This window comes from Streptococcus sanguinis (assembly GCF_020729725.1).
GTDB classification, from domain to species: Bacteria; Bacillota; Bacilli; order Lactobacillales; family Streptococcaceae; genus Streptococcus; species Streptococcus sanguinis_V.
Genome location: NZ_JAJEPA010000005.1, coordinates 508,663 through 528,778 on the forward strand (window position 1 = coordinate 508,663; position 20,116 = coordinate 528,778).

Here is a 20,116-nt window from a genome sequence, read left to right on the forward strand (position 1 = left end):
TCAAATATGTCGGAAAGGATTGGTAGAAGACTGACTAGCCAGAATCTCAATCTCCCATCCCTCTTCTGCCTTCCAAAGATCAAATTTTTCTTTCAATTTTTCCGTAAAAAGAACCTCAATATGATGTCCAGGATCCAGCGCCAAAAGACCTTCTGTCAGCATTTCCTGAGCAGTATGATAGTAAATATCACCTGTAATGTAGACCTGCGCTCCCTTGGCAATGGCCTCCGGATAAAAGGACTGACCGCTGCCACCACAGATAGCCACACGCTCAATGACGCGTTCGAGGTCTGCTTCTTCATAAGTGACCATACGCAAACTATCTAGTCCAAAACTTGCCTTGACCTTAGCCGCAAAGTCCCCAAAGGTCTGAGGAGCAATCTTCCCCACGCGACCAATACCGTGATCTGGCCCCGTCTGACTGAGAAAACTTGTCTCCTCAATCTCTAAAAGCTGACAGAACCAGTCATTTAGCCCGTCTTCCACGACATCAATATTGGTATGGCTGACATAGACAGCAATATCATGCTTGATGAGGCTTAAAATCATCTGATTTTGCGTCTTATCCGCCACTAGGTCCTTGAGCGGGCGAAAGATAGGCGCATGCTTAACGATAATCAGTCCTGCACCTGCCTCAATAGCCTCCGCCAACGTCTGCTCACGAATATCCAGCGCCACTAGAACCTTGTCCACTTCCTTATCCAAAGTCCCGATTTGCAGACCTGAAATGTCGCCCTCCATGGACAGTTCTTGCGGGCAGTAGGCCTCATAACGGGCGATGATTTCACTTGCTAACATGGAGCACCTCCTTGATATTTTCGATTTTTTGGGACATAGCAGAGCGTTCCAGCTGATTCTTTTCTGGGATATGGGCTAGAGCTCCTTCAAGTTTCTTCAGTTCTTTCTGCCATCTTAGCTGAAAAACAGGTGACTGTTGCTTCATCAGAAAAGGACCAAAGCGTTTTTCTTGCTCTGTCAAAGTTTGCTGGCCAGCTTCTGCCACTAGGATTTCGTAAAACTTACCAGCCTCTTCTAAGACATCCTCAGCCAGCAAGCGAAAGCCGTTAGATACAAGCCAGCTGCGAAGCTCATCCTCTCGGTTATTGGGCTGCAAAATCAAGCGGGAAATAGACCCAAGCTTAGCTCTGCCATTTTCCAAAATCTCTGAAATCAAGCGACCACCCATGCCAGCTATAACGATGGTATCAATCTGATCTTCCGCTTCAAAAGCCGCCAGACCATTGGCCAAACGAACCTCAATCTGCTCCGTCAGCCCATGCTCTGCCACATTCTTCTGAGCAGACTGAAAAGGCCCCTCTACCACTTCTCCGGCCAGAGCCTTCTCAATCCGTCCTTGCTGAATCAAATAAATAGGCAGATAGGCGTGATCGCTCCCAACATCCAGCAACTTTGCCCCATCCGGCACAAAAGCAGCTACTCGCTCCAAGCGTTGGGAAATAGTCTTTTTTTGCATTACTTACTCTTTTCTAAACATTCTTCTACTCAGTATATCATTTTTAAGGGTATAAAAAAAGCAGCGAAAGAAAAATCAGCCTATTGATAAACTGATTTTGTCTCGCCACTTGGTGATGGGATGTTCCCACCCGACACTTATTTATTTAATTTCCTGATACTCGGCAGCTAAACCGCGCTGAACCGCCGGACGAGCTGCAATCTTCTCCGCCCAAGCAGATAGATGTTTGTAGGAGGTGGCATCCAAGAACTCAGCTGCGCTTGGATAGAGCTTATCCTGCACTAACTGCCCATACCAAGACCAGATAGCAATATCAGCAATACTGTAGTCATCTCCAGCGATATAAGCTTTCTTGGCTAATTCTTTGTCCAATAAATCCAGCTGTCGCTTGGCTTCCATCGTAAAGCGGTTGATGGGATATTCTAGCTTTTCTGGAGCATAGTTAAAGAAATGACCGAATCCGCCTCCCAAAAAGGGCGCAGCTCCTGTCTGCCAGAAGAGCCAGTTGAGCACCTCAGTCCGACCGACCAAATCTGACGGAATTAGCTTTCCAAACTTCTCTGCTAGATAGAGCAGGATATTCGCAGACTCAAAGACAGGAATCGGCTTATGACCTGACTGATCCAACAAGGCCGGAATCTTAGAGTTGGGATTGATTTTCACAAAATCTGAGCCAAACTGGTCGCCGTCCATGATGCTGATCTTATAGAGGTCATAGGCTGCCTCAGTGATACCCGCTGCCAGTAGTTCCTCCAGCATAATCGTCACCTTAACCCCATTTGGAGTCCCAAGTGAATATAGCTGAAAAGGCTCTTTACCGACAGGAAGCCTCTGCTCAAAACGCGCGCCTGCAGTAGGCTGATTGATACCTGAAAATTTTCCTTGGTCGCTATCCGCAGCAGACCAGACTTTTGGCAATTGATAGGTCATACTTTTCTCCTTTTTTATAAAACCAAGGGCCTGTCATATCTAACAGGCCACTATAAATCTAATAAAGTCAGTCCTTCCACAAATTCATGGCATTGAGGAAATCATCTGAAACTGTCACATTTTGAGGGTTAGCTGCTTCACGTTCTTCCCGTTTGGCTTCTACCTGAGCAAGCGTGATGATGCCTTCCTTACGCCAATTGCGCAAGATAGCCTGAATATACTTCCAGTTGGCCTTGCCATTAAACACAGCCTCACGAAGGGCAGCCTTGACCAAGTCAGGATTGGTTTTGTCGTCTTGAACAGTCTTGGTCAAGTCCTCAATTTCAAAGGGTGTCAAGAGACGACCCAGTTCCTGCTGGAAGGTCTCCACCAAGTCTTTCAAAACATTCTGAGGTGCCTTTGCCACAGTCTGATGACCGCTTTTAGCTGCCAGCAGTTCATCCAGCTTTTCCAAAGCCGGTGAAGCATCAAATATAACCTCTGTCTCTCCATTCAGCTCAATGGTCTTATACTGTAAGAGACCTTTCTCCGTCAGATGGGACATAGAGCGATTGACTTCTGACAGGGTCTTGCCAATATGCTCCGCAATTTGACTAGGCGCCAGCTCTTCCAGAGAAGTCGTATTTTGCAGATAGAAAAACTGCCAGACCAAAAAATCATCGCTGGAATCAAAGATGTCCTTAAAATGTAAAAGAAGGGCACTCGGGATTACAAGATTGCCCGATTTAAAAGCTGATAAATAAGTCATGTCACCTCTTATAGATAAGCAAAAAACGATACATCATTTTCAGGACTTTCCCAGTCAAAAGGTGTCTCCTGATAGACAGCATAATTAACCCAATTGCTGAAAAAGAGTGCAGCAGCCGAACTCCAGCGTAAGGCCGGTGTCGCATGGACATCATCGTTTTTGAAATAATTCTCTGGAATATGTGGATTCTTCCCTGCCTTCAAATCGCGGAAATACTCATTGGATAAAGTATCACGGTCGTACTCCATGTGACCGAAACTATACACCTCTCGCAAGTCCCGGCTAGCCAACACAGAGAGGCCAGTATCTTCACCATACGAGAGAATTTCCAGATTAGTCAGATTGACAATATCTTCCTTAAGAACTTCGGTATGACGGGAATGCGGCGCATAAAACTCATCGTCAAAGCCACGGAAAAGCAGATTGCTACTGTCAGCAGACTGGCTATAGACACCCGATAATTTGCGCGTCATCTGCTGCTTGTCCACACCGTAGCGAGCATAAAGTCCAGCTTGAGCCCCCCAACAGATATGCAGAGTCGAAAAGACATGGGTCTTGGACCATTCAATCACCTGCTGGAACTCTTCCCAGTAGTCCACCGCTTCAAAAGGCAGATGCTCTACCGGTGCACCAGTGATAATCAAGCCATCAAAATAGCGATTTTTAACCTCATCAAAAGTCTTATAGAAAGTCTCCATATGCTCTGCACGTGTAGTTTTGGATTGGTGCGAGCTCATGTAGAGGAAGTCAATAGTCAACTGCAATGGCGTATTAGCCAAGTGGCGCAGTATCTGAGTCTCCGTCACCATTTTCTGGGGCATGAGATTGAGTACCAAAATATTCAGAGGGCGGATATCCTGATGGTCCGCCCTATCGTCATCCATTACAAAGATATTCTCAGAACTTAAAATTTCAACAGCTGGTAGTTTTTTATCGATCTTAATTGGCATGAAAATATCTCCTATTCTCTAATATATTTATTATACTGAAAGGAGATATAGTTTTCAATTATATTTTATCTTTACCTAGGTATAGCCTGAAACTATGTATTAATAATGCATCAATACTTTATAGTCATATTCACCAATAACTTCACGACCTTTTAATTCATCCAATTCGATAAGGAAGGCACATCCTGCAACGATACCACCAAGGCGCTCAATCATTTCAATAGTTGCTTTAACAGTTCCACCTGTTGCCAATAAATCATCAACAATCAACACACGCTGGCCTGGCTTGATAGCATCCGCATGCATGGTCAAAGTATCTACGCCATACTCTTTTTCATAATCAGCTGAGATGACTTCACGAGGAAGTTTTCCAGGCTTACGAACTGGAGCAAAGCCAATTCCTAACTCAAAAGCAACTGGACAGCCCACTATGAAGCCACGAGCTTCAGGTCCAACTACCATATCAATCTTCTTATCCGTAGCATATTGGACAATCTCACGAACAGCATAACTGTATGCATTTCCATCTGCCATCAAAGGGCTAATATCGCGGAAGGTTACACCTTCTTTTGGATAATTCTCAATTGTTGCAATATAGTCTTTTAAATTCATAATGTTCTTTCTATAATAAAAATTTTTTACTCTCTATTATATCACTTTTTCATCCAAATGGTAACAGAAAAACTTACTTTTTAAGGAGATAGGTTATTTAATTTAAAAGAGTATGTTTCGTTCATTTATAGACCACCATATTGAGGCTGAGATAGAGTTGGTTAATCTTTACAATCACTTCTTCCACTAGATCCAAGAACGAAATTTCCTTTTCCCTAAAAGCCTGAGCCATAGGTCCAAGTCATTCACTTTTTAACGTGATTACCTGCACAATTTTCAGTCTGCTTCCATCAAATAATCATAAATCTCCTGCACGGTGCCCAGAGCCATGAGTTCTTGTTCTTTGACTAGGCGCTTGAGATCTTGGTAAATACGACTGCTTTCAATTTCTTTCTTTTCTGCTTCCTTATTGACCTTCATGACGCCTTCAGTGATGCTGACAAAGCCCAGCTCTTCAAAAATCTGAATCATTTTAACCAAGAGAATCGGATCAATTTTCAGATAAGCTGCCAGATCCTTTAGCTTATAGCGAACATCAAACTCGGGGAACTGATAGATTGTCTTGTAGAGTTTGGCAAACTGCTCACGGTTGCCATAACCAGTCAGATAATAAGGCTTGGCAATCTCATTTTTAAAGTAAATCGCTTCAAAATCCTGAGACTGAAGAATCTTCTTCAAAACCTGCAAATCATCAGGCAGGTCATAAACCACAACCGCTCTGCTATTTGTCAAATCTGGCAGCTCTTCTGTGAAACGCAAGACTGGAACCTTGTCAGGCAGCGTCGCATTTTTGCTGCGGATATTGAAAAGCTGAACACCGTCCACACGAGCATCTACCAGCATGAGCTGGAGACTGGTCTGTCCATTCCATTTATTGACAGAGAGGCTGACAGCCAGCTCCAGATTCTTGGTTTGGGCAAACTCTGTCGCCAGGCTTCCTTGCCCAAAAGCTACTACTTCAAAAGTAGCATCTCCCTGAGAAATTTTTAGCTTGAGATGGCTATTGCCAGCTCCCATAGTCCGAGCATTGTCCACTTTAAAGTCCTTGAGGTAAAAAAGCGGCTTCTTATTGTCCATACCAAAAGGCGCCAGTTTTTCAAAGCTTTTGAGTGTATCCAGGGTTAGTTCTGGCAAGTACAACTCCTCATCTAAATACAGGGCTGTTTTGCCAGTCAAATCCAAATCATTGTCTGAGATGTAAGCTGTCAAAATATCAGACAACTCTTCTAGCTTGTCTGCTTCAAGAGTCATACCAGCTGCTCCAGCATGGCCGCCAAAGGCTACAAAAAGGTCACGATGACTGTCCAAGGCATCAAAAATATTGACCGCTTCAATACTGCGGGCGCTGCCCTTAGCGATGCCATCCTCAATATTGAGCACTATGACTGGCTGGTGCAGCTCTTCCAGCAAGCGCCCAGCGACAATCCCTAGCACTCCAGGATTCCAACCTTCCTTAGCCAGCACCTGCACTGGTCTCTTAGGATCCAGCATGGTTTGTGCTTCTTCATAAATCTGCTGGACGATTTCCTTGCGCTCATCATTTTTCTGGTTGATCATGAGAGCAATGTCATGAGCTTCGTCGTCGTCAAAGCCTGTTAAAAGCTCAACCGCCGGATTTGGATCATCAAGCCGTCCCAAGGCATTGAGTCGGGGAGCAAGCTGGAAACCAACCGTTTCTTCGTCTAGCTCATCTGGCTGAATGCCTGCAATTTTGAAGAGTTCCTGAAGTCCTACTCTCTGGGTATTTTTGAGAACAGAAAGGCCATATTTAACCAGAATCCGATTTTCCCCCGTCAGACTGACCATATCAGCGATGGTCCCAATGGCCACTAAGTCCAAAAGTTCGACTTGGACTTCTTCCAACAAGGCTGTTGCTAGCTTAAAAGCCACCCCACAGCCAGCCAGATGCTTGAAAGGGTAATCCGCTCCGCTATGCTCTGGATGGACAATCGCATAGGCGTTTGGCAGCTGCTCAGGCATAGAGTGGTGATCCGTCACGATGACATCCACGCCCAAAGACTGGGCCAGCTCGATAGCTTCAAGTCCCGCTACTCCATTATCCACTGTAATAATGAGCGAGATGCCTTGATTTTCAATAAAATACTTGTAAACACTGCTATTAGGACCATAGCCATCCGTAAAGCGATTGGGCAGATAGACCTGACACTCAGCCCCCAGCTGCTCCAAGGCTTCCTTGACAATCGATGCCGAGGTCATACCATCAGCATCATAATCACCATAGATCAAAATCTGCTCATAATTCTCAATTGCTGCGCGAATGCGCTCCACTGCCCGATCCATATCATGCAGGTCATAAGGGTCGTGAAGCTGGTCTAAACTAGGCTCCAAAAATTCCTGTAAAGCCTCTTCAGTCTGCACACCTCTTTGGTAAAGAAGACTGGCAGCGGCAGGTTCTAATCCAGCTTTTTTAGCCTTTTTTAAAAAATTTTCGTCTGTAAAATTAGTGGCAAACTGCCAGTCATATTTTGAGCTAATCATGATAAGTGAAACACTTTCTCCGTTCAATCTTGTCTGAATATTATAACACGAAAAGACTGGTTCAACCAGTCTCAAACTTTCTATCTACGAGCAAAACTCTCAGTCTCACTCATCTAGGTAAAGCCCCTTAGCAACGCTTTGATCAATTACTTCCTGGGCTAATTCCCAAAGAGTTTCAGAGGTTTGTTGGATAAAGAATTTCTTAGCAATAACCTGCGACTTGGTCAAACCATGAGGGTTATCATGAGGCTGAGCGACTTCTAAGTGATTGAGCAGGGGAACCAGAGCATCCAGCACTCGGGCATATTTAGCCTCTATGCTAATGCCGGTTTCAAATTCCTGCCAAAGCTCTAAAAAGGAATCTTGCTGATCTGATGGCAGCTTGTCCAAACTGATTTTCAAGGAGTCCAGCTCTCTATCGTAAGAATCACTCTTGCCTACATCGTCAAAAATAAAAGTATCGCCAGCATATATTTCTCCCAGATCATGAATCAGTAACATAGACATGACCTTTTCCAGATTAACTTCTTCGGGAATATATTCTCGAAAAACTAGCGCCATGAGCGCACCCTGCCAACTATGCTCAGCAGAATTTTCGAAACGATAGGCATCCAAGGTTCGATTGTTGCGATGAGTGGCTTTCAGTTTTTCCAGCTCATTGGTAAAAGCCAGCTGCTGTTGTAGACGTTCAAGCATGTGGAACTCCTTTGAAATGTTTTTATAGCTAATTCTATTCAAAATTGATAGTTAATCATAACGCTCTATTTGATTTTCTTCAAAAACTAAACTTTCACTTCTTTTCTGTTTTTTCCCTCGCCATCGAATCACCAACTCTGACGTCAGGTGGATCAGGATAATCGTCAGAAGGAAGGCCCAACGGCCATTTTCCCACTTGGTCAGCTGCTGGGATTTGAGCAGAAAAAAAGATAACTCAATAAAAATAGGATGGAGGAAGAAATAAAGGATACTTAAATCTTTTAAATGTCGCCAGTTTTTTTCACGCTTCCACTGAGTTTTTAACAGCCAATTGAATAAGAAGAGCGTAAAGGGAATGAGAGCAAAGAAAAAGTTTTTATCCAGTCCCTGCCTGATGTAAACCAGTATTCCTTCGCCTGCCAGGAAAAGACTTGCCAACAGAAGAGACAGCCAGCGTTTTTTCTGAAATAAGGCTATCTGCTCGTAATCAGCTAGAAAGTAGCCTAAATAGATAAAAATGGGCGTATAGAAGAGGCCATTCCTGCTAGTGAAAAAGAGCTTGGCATAGGTATCATACCAGTCTGTCAGCAGACTAGGCGCCAGATAGGCATGATAAGTCTCAATAGCACCTAAAGCGTAGAGAACTAGTAAAAGAACAAATGTTTTCTTGGGACCCAACTTCCTATATAAAAAATGTACAAGCAGCAAACCTAAGAGAAAGGCAGGAATATACCAGAGCTGGTAGCTCATTCCGATGTAGAAGAGCGCTGCTAGAATAGCCAGCGGAGCTAGGTAGAGAGGCCAGTGCAGAGATTGGAAGTAAGTCAAAGCATAGGGAAGATAGACCAAACTCCAAAAGCCATAGGCCTTTAAAATACCTTTGATATACAGAGTCAGTTTCGTAGAACCGTGCTCTCGCTTCCAGCGTACTCGGAAAAAATAGGCTGAAGAAATTAAAAAGAATGGCACTGCCATGCGACCAAACATACTCTTTTGAACAAAATGCAGGGCTTCATGTTCAAAAAGCCTCTGACAGTGAACCAGAATTACCAAAACGGAAGCGATATATTTAAAAAGGCTGAGCAGGGCATAATTGACTGGCTGCTCTGACTCTATGACTTCTCTCCTTTGCATCAAGCTTTCTCCTTACGGGGGTTGTTTAAGATGTAAATGAGCACTTCTTCTCTTTAACCTAAGACTTGGCTAGACAAACATGCTGAAAGGCAGCGATGTCTCGATAAGGTGATTGGTTGCAGACTGCCAGCTCCATTTCAAGCATCTTTTCAGCCCAATCAGGGACATTTTTATAGTCATTAGTCTGCAGCCCGTAAAAAATTCGTACTCCCTGATAATTCTCAACTTCTAACGGAAGACCTGAAATCACTTCTTTAATCTGATAGATCTTTGCAGCTCCCATGCTGTGGGTTTGATATTCCTCACCTGCCAAAATCTGCTGAGCCTTCTCTGTGTCATTCTCAAAAACCACTGTATGCATAATACGCCCAACCTCGTGATGCTTAACCAGAGAAATTTTGCCGTCTTTTTTTAAGAGGCGGGAAAATTCTGCTAAATAGAGAGCAGGGTCTGATACATACTCTAAGACATTATGACAGATGATGACATCAAAAGACTGGTCTGGAAATGTTTGCAGAAGGTTCAAACTGCCATGCAATTGCTCATAGGAAAAGTTCTGCTTGCGCTCGGAAATCATTTCTGAACTCGGCTCGATGGCGGTCACTTGGTTCTTTTCCGCTAGAAAATCAGCCACAATCCCAAAACCGCTACCGAAATCAAGAATTTTCTGGCCCTTCAGCGACTCTAGAAAGGCAAAAACAATATCATACTGAAGCTTGCCCCAAGGCGCCTGCAGATGAGCCTTGTAGGCTTGTAGATTAGCTGTCATAAAACCTCACTTATAGTTAAACATATTGGCTGCCATCTTGTCGGCAATTCTTGGAAAAAGGGTATAAAGCTTGTGGGCTAGATTGAGAATCCCTGGTAGATTAATTTCCCGCTTCTTTTTGCCAAAGGAGCTGACAATTTTGCTCGCTACAAAGTCAGGATCAAGGATATACTTGTCGACTGCTTTTACATAGGAACCGTCAGGATCTGCCTGATCGAAAAAGGCTGTTTTGATAGGACCTGGGTTCACCGTCGTGACATAAACCCCAAAAGGCAGGAGTTCCAAACGCAGGGCATTGGAAAAACCAATCGCTGCAAACTTGGTCGCTGAATAAAGACTAGACTTGCTACTTGCAATGAGGCCGGCCATACTAACGATATTAACGATATGTCCTTGACCTGCCTGCTTCATGCGCGCTCCAAAGATACGGGACAGGTTCATCAGGGCAAAGGTATTGACTTCAAACATGGCCTCGATATCGTTTGAGCTAATTTTATCAAATTCTTCAAAAATCCCATAGCCAGCGTTATTGACTAGTACATCGACGTGGCCGTACTGACTGTCAATCCGCTCAGCAAATCTTTCCAAAGCTGAGCTATCTGTGATATCCAGCTCCACTAAGTCAAGATTTTCCCTTTCTCCATATAGTTTTTCCAGCTTAGCCTTGCTCCGTCCGACCAAAATCAGTCGGTCATGGGGCAAGAGCTTAACCATTTCCTGAGCCAGCCCACCGCTAGCCCCTGTGATGATGATGGTTCTCATATCTCCACCTCTTCCAGATCCTTGACCACATGGACCTTTTCAAAGACAGCACTGGCATCGCGGCGCATTTGGCTGATGTCCTTGGCTAGAAAGCGAGCACTGATATGGTTGAGGAGAAGGCGCTTAGCACCAGCTTCCTTGGCTACTTCTGCAGCTTGCATATTGGTAGAATGACCGTGATTGCGGGCCAGTTTTTCGTCTCCCTTGCCATAGGTCGCTTCATGTACCAGCACATCTGCTGCCACTGCTAAGCGAACGCTTGCAGCAGTCTTCCGAGTATCACCCAAAATAGCAATGGTTTTGCCCGGACGAGGAGCTGAGATATAGTCTGCTGCAATAATTTTGGTCCCATCTTCTAGGACGATATCCTGACCGTTCTTAACCTTTCCAAAAAGGGGACCAAAGGGAACACCCGCTGCTCGTAGCTTATCTGCATCTAGCGTTCCTTCCAAATCTTTCTGCATCACCCGATACCCCACACAGAAAATTGTGTGATCCAGCTTATCCGCATAAACTGTGAACTTGTCTGTTTCCAGAATCTTACCCAGACTGTTTTCATCAAACTCATGAAAATCAATCCGATAAGGCAGACGAGAACCTGACACGCGCAGGCTAGACAGGACAAAGTTTTTAATACCTTTGGGACCATAAATTTCCAGATTAGTCTGCTCTTCATTAGCCTGAAAAGAACGACTGGACAGAAAGCCCGGCAGGCCAAAAATATGGTCGCCATGCAGATGCGTGATGAAAATCTTGCTGATTTTGCGCGGTTTAATCGTCGTCTCCAAGATCTGGTGCTGGGTACCTTCACCGCAGTCAAACATCCAGATCTCATTGATTTCCTCCAAAAGCTTGAGGACAAGACTGGACACATTGCGAGCCTTGGATGGCTGACCGGCTCCGGTTCCTAAAAATTGTAATTGCATGTTTTTCTTTCTAAATGATATAAATCATGGCAGAGCGATTCTGCGAGTGATAGTATTTCCTGCCAGCATAGGACTGAGCCAGCTGACTGACTTCATCTTGATTGTAGCCCAGAACTCTCTGGCTGCCATCCGCTAGCTGCTGCCAATCAGTCAAAGTAGTCAGAGCCTGACTGTCCACGACTTGAGACTCAGCTTTGAGAGGTGCCATTTTTATTCTCCCAGCTTCTTCGTAGACCAAGTACTGTGGAAAGACTTGAGCGATTTCAAAGAGCAAGTCAGCTGTTACCGGCTCTGGCTTTTCAGGGAAGACCAAGCCGACTTTCTCGCTCTCATAGCAAAATCCATAGGACTTGCCAGAAAGATTGAGTCGGACAAAAGGCTTGCTTTCTATAAAGCTAGGCTCCGCATTCCACAAGTCGAGCGCTTGGGTAATCTCTAGAAAATAGGCTGTCGCTGATTCCGGACTTTTCTTTTGATAAAGCTCAGCAAAGTAAGCATTGATAACGCTGGGCGGCGGTGTGATGAAACTACGCTTCTGCTCCTCTGTCAGTCCAGCCAATACTTGCTCTAAGTAGACCCTGTCTAGACTAGTAAAACCGCCGTATTTCAGGGCCAGGTCAATATAATCAGTCATAAAATTCTTCCAGTTTCCATTTGTTTTTCTCGGCAATCCAACCTGAAATGGTTTCGACATCGTCTATGTATTCTCGATTCCCCATAATCGCGACTTTTTCTAAATCATGAATCTTGTATGCTTTAGCCGGCGTTACCTTGATGGTAAAAGGTAAAAAGAGCTCTTTCATCCGCTCCAGCAGGACTTGCTGCAAAAGAGCTCTGCTATTGTCCGCCTTAGCCGAAATCAAAGAATAAGGAGTCAGGGTCGGAGTGAAATCCTCAGCCTTGTCCGCTTTGTTATAGAGAGTCAGCCGGGGAATATCCAGCATATCCAGCTCCTTCATGATATCCAGGACAGTCTTTTCGTGCTCCTCATGATGAGGGTCGCTGGCGTCAATAACATGGACAAGCAAATCGACATTTTTACTCTCTTCCAGTGTGGATTTAAAGCTAGATACCAGCTCTGTAGGCAAATCCTGAATGAAACCAACTGTGTCCGTCAGAGTGACATTGAGCTGACCACTGAGGTTGATGTTCTTAGTCGTGGCGTCTAGCGTCGCAAAAAGTTCGTCGGCCTCATACTGGCTCTTACTGGTCAAGCAGTTCATGATTGTAGACTTTCCAGCATTGGTATAGCCAATGAGGCCGATTTTGAAAATGCTGGATTCCAGCCGTTTTTCACGAACGGTAGCCCGATTTTTCTCCACTGCTTTGAGCTGGCGCTCAATATCATGAATCTGATTGCGGACGCTACGTCGATTGAGCTCCAGCTGACTTTCACCAGGCCCGCGGGAGCCAATTCCACCAGCCTGACGGCTGAGCATAATCCCCTGGCCAACCAAGCGAGGCAGTAGATACTTGAGCTGGGCTAGATGCACCTGCAGCTTGCCCTCATGACTCCTAGCCCTCATGGCAAAAATATCCAAAATCAGCTGCATACGGTCAATGACCTTAACCCCCAAGCTTTCCTCCAGATTGACATTTTGGCGAGGTGTCAGACGGTTATTGACAATGACGGTCGAAATCTCCTCAGCATCAACCATCTGCCGGATTTCTTCTAACTTACCAGAGCCAACAAAGGTCTTGCTGTCATACTTTTCCCGCTTCTGGCTATAGGAGCCGACTACTTCAGCCCCTGCCGTCTTAGCTAAACTTTGCAGTTCCTCCATGGATAGGTCAAAATTCTCCGTGTCTGCTAGTTCCACACCGACCAAAAAGACACGCTCTGTTTTTTTCTCTGTTTCTATCATCTCATATCCTTACTAAGACTTGGTCAGCCAGCTACTTGTCCAGAAAATTCTTGATGTCTTCCATGACCTGATTTTTATAGTCTGGTTTTCCCACCTGATAGAAGGTCACGGACATCCGATTGCGAAACCAAGTTAGCTGGCGCTTGGCAAAACGACGGGTATTCTGCTTGAGCTTGTCCACGGCCTCTTCTAGGCTCATCTCACCTTCGAAGTAGGGGAAAAGTTCCTTGTAGCCGATACCCTTGCTGGCTTGACTGGTCGGAGCTTTCTCAAACAGCCAACGGGCTTCTTCTAAGAGTCCGGCTTCTAGCATCAGATCTACTCGCTGATTGATTCGCTCATAAAGTGTTTGTCTTTCATCATCTAGACAAATCAGCAGGGCTTCATAGTCTGGTTGATTATTTTCTAGTTGTCCGCCTAACTGAGCAATCTCTAGCGCCCTCATAGCCCTGCGTCGATTCAGCTGGGGAATCTCGATACCCAGCTCTGCTATTTTTTCAAACAAATCCTCATCTGACCAACTGTCCAGCTGCGCCCGATAGGCCAGGATCTCCTCGTGAGGAACGGATCCGCCCAGATGGTAGCCCTCAAGCAAGCTCTGGATATAGAGCCCTGTGCCGCCGCAAATGATGGGCAGCTGACCTTGAGCCGCAATCTCACGAATGGCCTGAGCTGCCTCAGTCACAAAATCATAGGCTGAGTAGCTTTCTCCAACCTTCCGCACATCCAGCAGATGATGGGGAATGCCCTCTTGCTCTTCAGGACGAATCTTAGCCGTGCCAATATCCAAGCCACGATAGACCTGCTGGCTGTCACCACTGATGATCTGGCCATTGAAGCGCTTGGCTACCTCAATACTCAGAGCTGTTTTTCCAACTGCCGTAGGCCCCACTATCACAATTATCTTGGTTTTCATCGTTTTTCCTTGAAAAAATTTTGATTTTTCGTTACTATTAATTATAACATAAATAATAAAAGTTCAGAAAAGGAGAAATCACATGGCTAAAGGATTTGGAAAAGGCGTTCTTACAGGAGTTGCAGCTACTGTTGCTGCCGTGGCAGGCGCAGTATATGCAGTCAAGAAAAAAGTCATCGAACCTGAAGAACAAAAAGCGGCTTTCATCGAAGAAAACCGTAAAAAAGCAGCTCGCAAACGTGTAGCACACTAAGCCTGCACATTTCACTAAAAAGCCTGGAAAAATCCAGGCTTTTTTCTTTTTTAAAAGAACAACAATCAAATCGACTGCTGCAAACAAAGCAATTAGACTCTAAGAGCCCTCTCTTTCTTGGGCGGTTGAATACCATGAGAGCTTAAGATATAATTGCTTAAGAGTAAGAATACTAACAGCTCAAGAACAAAAAACAAATCGAAAGCAGGATTGGAAGACAGAGAAACGAAAGGAATTGCGAGACACACAATTATGACATAAAAGATTTTCAAGCGTTTGATATAAAGCCAGAAGAGGTCAAGGCTTTGCCTGCCATTGATCTGCGACTTAGACTTGCTTCCCGAGTACCAGATGATAAATGCTTCCGCAAAAAAGAATAGACCTAGCAAAATGATCATTCTCCAAAAATGAACCTGCAGTAGAATTCCCACCACTATCAATAACAAAACACCCAAGCTCAGCGCTACCACTGCTCGCCTAGTATTAGTCATAAAATCAACTCCTTTAAAAGATAAATTCAAAGAATTTCTTTAGCAGTTTTTTCTTTTTATTCTCAAGCAATTCAAAAAATCAATTCCTATTTCTATGATGAGAACTAAAAAATATAAGCGAAACAATTAAAAACGAGACAATTAAACCTACCGTAGTTTGGTTTAAAAACGGATAATTAAAAAAGAAAGAATTATAGAGTGTTAATAATAGACCTCCTACCGTTAGCACAAAAGATATAAGCATAGAAATTTTAAAAAACAAATTTTTTTCCATATTAGTGACCTCTTTTTTCCTTGTATAATTGTCATAAGATAATCAAATTTATTTTTTCTAGAGAATAATGTAAAGTTAGAATGTTACTAATAACCGTAGCTAGGGTTCATTAAGTCTCATAGCTCTTTTATTATCACTCACTGAGTTCTATATAGGGAATACTATGCTCAATTAGTAACAGTAGTTTAGATTCTATCATCCATCATATCAAACTGCGACCTTACATTTATATCCATAATAAATACCAGTTACTTTTTCTTTGATTTTGATATCATACCTACAGTATAGCACATTTAAAGAATTTAAACATAAAAATCATAAACAGTCTTTATTTTGTCGTAAATGGTTATTTTAATAAAATACAGCATCTGATAAAATCAAATGCTGTATGCAATTGTGTATTGTTCTAATGACTTTATTCGGCCATCAAAGTAATAAGCAAGAGGTAATTGCTATTTTTAGTTATAAGTTTGAAATTTCAATCTAAAATAGACCAAAATATTATATAAAATGACAGATATAAAGTAAATAACAGCTATGATTTAAAAACTGTTAAATAATTTAATACATTTTTTTACTAATATTCCCTGTTATAACATCAAGGACGCGCTGCTCCATTATAGCCGTTATAGAATCCCCATGCAAACAAACCGCTTGCTAAACAATTCACTGGCCCTGAAAGACACATTAAAGCAAGCCCTGCTTGAACTGGATTAATACCTCCTCCCCCAAATTGAGATAAATCTTCTTCGCTTAAAATAATAATTTTATTAGAATATGTATTTTTTTTCATGTCGTCCTCCAATTTATTAGAAACGTTTAATCATTATTTTTAAGATATGAATTAATAAATATGATTAATATAATTAAAAATGGAACTATCAAGCCTATGGTAGTATGATTAAAAATTGGATAAGCAAAAAAGTAATAGCAATACAACAAAAGAAGGACCCCCGTTGTTATCACGGAAGACATAAATAGAACAGTTTTTAGAAATAATTTTTGTCTCATGCTATTCAACTCATTTCTTTCCAACATACACTCTATAGTAACTAGGGATGTGTTGCATAATAATATGCTCGACCTGCGGCTTCACCAAATGAATAGATTCCCCATCCGATTCCTATTCCAATCCCTATAGCCTCAAGCACTCCTGTAACACCCCCTTCAACAGTAGCCAACTTCTTATCTTCCAACACATCAAACTGTGACATCGCTTTTGTATTCATAAGAATACCTCCTATTTTTTTCTTTTGTGTCGCGAACACACCAATAGTATAGAACTTTTAAAGATTGATAGATACAAAAATAATAAATAGCTTTTATTTCGTCCTAAATAGTCATTTAAATAAAATACACTCTCTATTAAATAGAGAATGTAATTATTTTATATCATTTATAAATCGATCTTTGAGGAATTCTTGTAGCAAACGGATTCATTTCTTTTAGGATTCTATTTGTTTAGGAGATAGGTAAATATATTCCAAATCTTAAATGAAAAAGCAAGCACCATTTATTTAAGCCAAATCATTTTTGCTCATCACTTTGTAAAACATGACTTATGCTCCTTTTCTGCTTTTTAAATTAATTAGTGGAACTAAATTAAGTCTGTTTATCTTTTTGAGAAAAGCCATAAGAGTTGCTGCTAGTGAAATAAAGCCTAGAAGTGCGAAGAATTCAGTTGTCTTTTCACCTGTCTGCGGCAATGTCCTTGGCATTGATTGTTTAGCCACATCCTCCCTCTTTTGATTTTTAAAATCATTATCAATTAAAATAGGATATTGGCCACTCTTAACTTCTCTCTTGTCCTGCAGATCTGACATAGAAAATCTTATTTGACTTTCATGGGAAGTTGACGTAGTCTCTTGATAAACAACAGTAGGATTATTTTCACCACTTGTTACGTTCGATTGTTCCTTTGTTTTCTCTTGTTTATCTGTTGTACTGGTGTACAAGTGTTCATATAATTGTTGAGCTGTTGCTCCTCCTCCGGCCCAACCAGAAATAAGTTTCCCATTTTTTAGATACAGGACTGTAGGAGTTCCTGGAATTCCTATAGTTTCAAATAAAAATGTCTTTGCCTTGTCATCAAGGTCTTTTCCATCAATATCATAATATTCAAGATGATTATCAATTAATCGATTAAACTCTTTCAGCACGGGAGAAAACTGCCGACAGTAATAGCAAGTTGACCGACCAACATAGATTGTATGCTCCTGACCATCTTCTGTAAAAGATTGGTACACTTGATTAATCGAAACTTTTTGAAAATCAGCTACATTTTCTAAATAACTGGCTTGAGTCACTTCTGCCTGAGTAGCCTCAGTATGTTCGGAGCGATCCGAATTCTGCTCTGTAGGCTGGCTTGCTTCTGCCCTCCCATTAGATTCAGGCACAGCATCTGATACAGTAGAAAAAGCTATATCGGTACTTCTGCTGACTTCTGCTTCTTCCTGACCACCTTGCACATCTATACTACCCGTATCAGCTGAAACCGATACAGCACCTAGGCCAAGCAAAAGCGGACAGAGTAGTATCGAAATAAACATTTTATTTTTCATAATAAGCTCCTTCTTTTTTTTATAAATTTAGTTTAACTTATTCTGATAGCAATAAAACAAGAAAATCCTAAATGGACTTTATTTACTCTTTAATGGTTGTTTTAAAAAATCAGCCTGTTTCTGAATCTTTATGAAGCAGTAACAGAGTTTTAGACTATTTCAAAACCAACTAGACTCCTCTTTTGCGGATTATCCGATAAGAAATCAGACAGCATAGTAACATGAGGATCAAGCGTATAATAATAATGGTAATACCATTTGCAGTAAAATCGTTAAAGAAGAAACCTTTGCTACTAGAGAGCTTTAACAAAAGTCCTTCTGTTTCACCAGTTGAAACAGAAAAAATAGTCAGTATTTTATTTATCACACCATCTCTAAAAATATTCATCAAAAAATCTGGAGCCAAGAAGAATCCTACAGAAGTTGCGAACGTAGCCAAGGGTGACTTTGTCAAACTGGATATGAGAATCGTCGTTCCCATGATAAAGAGCATACCTACAAACTGGAATAAGATAAGGCGAATTAACAATTCTAATAAGTTCATCCTTACAGGAAATTGCAAAATGTTATGAGCTATATTAATCCAATACAAGTTCATTTGAACGCTGGTATCTGCTCCACTCCATCCAAAATACCAAGTAAAGACAGACAAAATAATTGTATGAACTATTAAAAATATAAGTATACCTATCCCAAAAACAGCGAAGATTTTTGAAACTGTCAATTTGCTTCTACCATATTTTGTTGTTAGGAGCAGAGAATTCATCTTTTTTGCAGTATCTCCCGAAAATACTGAGGAACAGATATACATAAATAAAACAAGTATCAATGAAAAAGCATTACTTAACATTGTATATAATTGATTCCATGAAGCATAATTACCTAATTTTAAACTATTCAATGGCAGCGCCGAATCTAACTCATCTTGTGATTTGAGTTTGGCATTTTCATAATGTAATACCTCATCTGACTGATAAGTTTGAAGTAAGATTTCTTTCCCATTTGATACAAGTCGATCAATACTATCCCATGAAAATATATCATATATATCAGTACTTTTGAGATAAGGCATCCTTTCTGCATAATCATTGACAATTTTACCTATCAAATTATCAGATAAATAACCAGTGTGTTCTTCTGCTATCTTTTCTTGTATGCGAACCGACTCTATACCATGAATACGATCAGTGGAAATACCGCTTAGCTGACCATCGTAAAAAAAAGTAGGATAAAATAATCCAGATAAAACTAGAATACTAGCCAAAACTGCACCTAAAACAGACTTCTTTTTTATTAGTTTTTTTAACTCAAAAGTAACTAACGCTTTCATCAAACAGTCTCCTCTCTAAAGTGATAAATATAAAGGTCTTCCAAACTAGGCACTACCTGGTTTGCCCTTTCGACCGGTCTTGACATACTAATAACCCTCAAGATTATACCGTCAGGCTCTATCCGCTCATTAACAATCACATAATCCCTTGCAAAATATTGCCAATCACTCTCTGAAACTTGAAACTCCCAAACTTGTCCTTCAATAAGCGAAAGAAGCTCCTTTGCACTACCTCTCTCAATAAAATTTCCATCTTTTAGGATTAAGATTTCCTTGGCAATCGCTTCTATATCGGATACGATATGGGTTGATAAAAGGATAATTTTTTCGGCCGATAGCTCACTGATAATATTTCTGAATTTCACCCTTTCTTTGGGATCTAGTCCCACAGTTGGTTCATCTAAAATCAAAATCTGGGGATCATTTAGAAGAGCTTGCGCAATTCCTAATCTTTGCTTCATTCCACCCGAATAGGAAGCAATTTTCTTTTCCCGGACATCAGATAAACCAGTAAGTTTTAGAACTTTATCACTCTCTGCTCTGGCTTGTTTTTTAGTCATTCCCTTAAGAGTAGCCATATATAAGAGAAAATCTATCCCTGAAAAATTAGGGTAGTAAGAAAAATTTTGAGGTAAGAACCCAATATATTGGATATGATCCTCTGCAGGCGAGGAACTATCAAATCTAATTCTTCCTTGGCTTGGCTTAATAAGATCACAAATAATATTCATTAAGGTTGTCTTACCTGTACCATTTGCTCCAAGCAAGCCATAAACTCCTTCTGTAAATTTACAGGAAATATTACTGAGCACAGTCTTAGAACCGTAACTCTTGCTAATGCCTATCATTTCTAATTTCATAAAGGCCCTCCATTCCAAAAAACAACACAGGGGACAGAAAATCGTCATTTTCTTCCCCCAACTATA

Annotated in this window: 22 protein-coding genes; 1 reads left to right on the forward strand and 21 read right to left on the reverse strand. The window is 41.8% G+C overall.

Features of this window, described 5'->3' with window-relative positions:
- From K4I03_RS02450 to miaA, 15 genes are all read right to left on the reverse strand, one after another.
- Window positions 1-798, reverse strand: a complete 798-nt coding sequence (locus K4I03_RS02450) for a Nif3-like dinuclear metal center hexameric protein (protein WP_227963603.1) — start codon at window positions 796-798, stop codon at window positions 1-3.
- Entirely contained in the window at window positions 785-1,474 is a 690-nt protein-coding gene (locus K4I03_RS02455) for a tRNA (adenine(22)-N(1))-methyltransferase (RefSeq protein WP_227963604.1), read from the reverse strand. The genes K4I03_RS02450 and K4I03_RS02455 overlap by 14 nt, the downstream gene beginning before the upstream one ends.
- 141 nt (window positions 1,475-1,615) lie before the next feature.
- Window positions 1,616-2,404 (reverse strand): glutathione-dependent disulfide-bond oxidoreductase, encoded by a 789-nt coding sequence (gene yghU / locus K4I03_RS02460; protein WP_227963605.1) that lies wholly within the window; start codon window positions 2,402-2,404, stop codon window positions 1,616-1,618.
- Between the two features lie 67 nt (window positions 2,405-2,471).
- The gene (locus tag K4I03_RS02465) at window positions 2,472-3,152 is read right to left on the reverse strand and encodes a DnaD domain-containing protein (protein ID WP_227963606.1); all 681 of its coding nucleotides are present in this window, start codon (window positions 3,150-3,152) and stop codon (window positions 2,472-2,474) included.
- A gap of 8 nt (window positions 3,153-3,160) precedes the next feature.
- Window positions 3,161-4,102 carry a homoserine O-acetyltransferase MetA gene (metA, locus tag K4I03_RS02470; protein ID WP_227963607.1) on the reverse strand — a complete coding sequence of 314 codons (942 nt, stop codon included), beginning with the start codon at window positions 4,100-4,102 and terminating at the stop codon, window positions 3,161-3,163.
- Between the two features lie 99 nt (window positions 4,103-4,201).
- On the reverse strand, window positions 4,202-4,714 hold the full coding sequence (locus K4I03_RS02475; protein WP_012000418.1) for an adenine phosphoribosyltransferase: 513 nt from the start codon (window positions 4,712-4,714) through the stop codon (window positions 4,202-4,204).
- 276 nt (window positions 4,715-4,990) lie between these two features.
- Window positions 4,991-7,213: a single-stranded-DNA-specific exonuclease RecJ gene (recJ, locus tag K4I03_RS02480; protein WP_227963608.1), complete on the reverse strand. Its 2,223-nt coding sequence runs from the start codon at window positions 7,211-7,213 to the stop codon at window positions 4,991-4,993.
- 105 nt (window positions 7,214-7,318) lie between these two features.
- Window positions 7,319-7,909: an HD domain-containing protein gene (locus tag K4I03_RS02485; protein ID WP_227963609.1), complete on the reverse strand. Its 591-nt coding sequence runs from the start codon at window positions 7,907-7,909 to the stop codon at window positions 7,319-7,321.
- Window positions 7,910-7,960: 51 nt separating this feature from the next.
- On the reverse strand, window positions 7,961-9,043 hold the full coding sequence (locus tag K4I03_RS02490) for an acyltransferase family protein (RefSeq protein ID WP_227963610.1): 1,083 nt from the start codon (window positions 9,041-9,043) through the stop codon (window positions 7,961-7,963).
- 58 nt (window positions 9,044-9,101) lie between these two features.
- Entirely contained in the window at window positions 9,102-9,812 is a 711-nt protein-coding gene (locus K4I03_RS02495; protein ID WP_227963611.1) for a class I SAM-dependent methyltransferase, read from the reverse strand.
- 6 nt (window positions 9,813-9,818) lie between these two features.
- Complete coding sequence (locus K4I03_RS02500) at window positions 9,819-10,574, reverse strand: SDR family NAD(P)-dependent oxidoreductase (RefSeq protein WP_227963612.1); 756 nt, start codon at window positions 10,572-10,574, stop codon at window positions 9,819-9,821.
- Complete coding sequence (gene rnz, locus K4I03_RS02505) at window positions 10,571-11,500, reverse strand: ribonuclease Z (RefSeq protein WP_227963613.1); 930 nt, start codon at window positions 11,498-11,500, stop codon at window positions 10,571-10,573. Before rnz ends, K4I03_RS02500 begins: the two co-directional genes overlap by 4 nt.
- A 10-nt stretch (window positions 11,501-11,510) precedes the next feature.
- Window positions 11,511-12,134: a cystathionine beta-lyase gene (locus tag K4I03_RS02510; RefSeq protein ID WP_227963614.1), complete on the reverse strand. Its 624-nt coding sequence runs from the start codon at window positions 12,132-12,134 to the stop codon at window positions 11,511-11,513.
- Entirely contained in the window at window positions 12,127-13,365 is a 1,239-nt protein-coding gene (hflX, locus tag K4I03_RS02515; RefSeq protein ID WP_227963615.1) for a GTPase HflX, read from the reverse strand. The genes K4I03_RS02510 and hflX overlap by 8 nt, the downstream gene beginning before the upstream one ends.
- 31 nt (window positions 13,366-13,396) lie before the next feature.
- The gene (gene miaA, locus K4I03_RS02520) at window positions 13,397-14,281 is read right to left on the reverse strand and encodes a tRNA (adenosine(37)-N6)-dimethylallyltransferase MiaA (protein WP_227963616.1); all 885 of its coding nucleotides are present in this window, start codon (window positions 14,279-14,281) and stop codon (window positions 13,397-13,399) included.
- A gap of 82 nt (window positions 14,282-14,363) precedes the next feature.
- Between miaA and K4I03_RS02525 the strand changes: the two genes are divergently transcribed.
- Window positions 14,364-14,534 (forward strand): DUF3042 family protein, encoded by a 171-nt coding sequence (locus K4I03_RS02525; protein WP_002895160.1) that lies wholly within the window; start codon window positions 14,364-14,366, stop codon window positions 14,532-14,534.
- Window positions 14,535-14,626: 92 nt separating this feature from the next.
- Here the strand turns inward: K4I03_RS02525 and K4I03_RS02530 are convergent, their stop codons facing one another.
- The 6 genes from K4I03_RS02530 to K4I03_RS02555 all read right to left on the reverse strand — a co-directional run bounded on the left by K4I03_RS02530 (window position 14,627) and on the right by K4I03_RS02555 (window position 20,050).
- Complete coding sequence (locus tag K4I03_RS02530; RefSeq protein WP_227963617.1) at window positions 14,627-15,025, reverse strand: hypothetical protein; 399 nt, start codon at window positions 15,023-15,025, stop codon at window positions 14,627-14,629.
- Window positions 15,026-15,897: 872 nt separating this feature from the next.
- Window positions 15,898-16,092 carry a hypothetical protein gene (locus tag K4I03_RS02535; protein ID WP_227963618.1) on the reverse strand — a complete coding sequence of 65 codons (195 nt, stop codon included), beginning with the start codon at window positions 16,090-16,092 and terminating at the stop codon, window positions 15,898-15,900.
- Between the two features lie 259 nt (window positions 16,093-16,351).
- On the reverse strand, window positions 16,352-16,528 hold the full coding sequence (locus tag K4I03_RS02540) for a bacteriocin (protein WP_227963619.1): 177 nt from the start codon (window positions 16,526-16,528) through the stop codon (window positions 16,352-16,354).
- Window positions 16,529-16,858: 330 nt separating this feature from the next.
- The gene (locus K4I03_RS02545; protein WP_227963620.1) at window positions 16,859-17,860 is read right to left on the reverse strand and encodes an LPXTG cell wall anchor domain-containing protein; all 1,002 of its coding nucleotides are present in this window, start codon (window positions 17,858-17,860) and stop codon (window positions 16,859-16,861) included.
- A 169-nt stretch (window positions 17,861-18,029) separates the two neighbouring features.
- Window positions 18,030-19,190, reverse strand: a complete 1,161-nt coding sequence (locus K4I03_RS02550) for an ABC transporter permease subunit (protein ID WP_227963621.1) — start codon at window positions 19,188-19,190, stop codon at window positions 18,030-18,032.
- Window positions 19,190-20,050, reverse strand: a complete 861-nt coding sequence (locus K4I03_RS02555; protein WP_227963622.1) for an ABC transporter ATP-binding protein — start codon at window positions 20,048-20,050, stop codon at window positions 19,190-19,192. The genes K4I03_RS02550 and K4I03_RS02555 overlap by 1 nt, the downstream gene beginning before the upstream one ends.
- Window positions 20,051-20,116 lie beyond the last annotated feature (66 nt).